This is a genomic window from Neisseria sp. P0021.S007, assembly GCF_051956855.1.
On sequence record NZ_JBQCXA010000994.1, the window covers coordinates 1 to 554 of the forward strand.

1 protein-coding gene is annotated in these 554 nt (G+C 42.4%); it reads right to left on the minus strand.

The window, feature by feature from the left end; all coding sequences use genetic code 11:
• Positions 1–14: 14 nt before the first annotated feature.
• Entirely contained in the window at positions 15–440 is a 426-nt protein-coding gene (locus ACTHUR_RS17150; RefSeq protein ID WP_440399906.1) for a pyruvate kinase, read from the minus strand.
• Between the last annotated feature and the right edge of the window lie 114 nt (positions 441–554).

The window sequence follows — 554 nt, forward strand, 5'->3', positions numbered from 1 at the left end:
GCCTGAAGACTAATTTAAACGGTTAAATCCACTCTTCGTTTTGCAAATGATTTCACTACGGCTTCATACCATTGTTTAATGGTTTGAGTGGTTTCCACATCATCATTGGCGCAGCGGTTTAGTGTACCGCGCGGCTGTTTTAATATTTTTGGGTCAATCGCCCAATCCAATACGCGGATAGGACGGCGGTTCACAATCCATGCAGTTTCCGGATTTGCATCATCGGTAACCTTATATGCTCCGCCGGTAACTTGAACAAGCGCAATCAATTCTTGACCGCGTTTTAGCGCAACAATGTCATTAACCTGAATTTCATTGATAAATGCGGCAATTTGACCTTCTCCGCCTTTCCACTGTCCCAAACCGATGATTTTTTTGTGTTCTAAAATCCAATCAATGTTTTCAGAAAATTCCATTTCGCCAGTTGGATGCATCTGCATATGCCAAAAATTCATTTCTAATATTCCTCGTATTTGTTTGCCCAGCTTTCAGGCAGCCTGAAAAGTGCAGGCTGTTTTTTTTACGGCTTACCTGTCCACTTCCCCGAATACGAT

Coding starts and splice junctions, on each gene's coding strand:
- ACTHUR_RS17150 (WP_440399906.1), bottom strand. CDS start 440: ATGCAGATGCATCCAACTGGCGAAATGGAATTTTCTGAAAACATTGAT.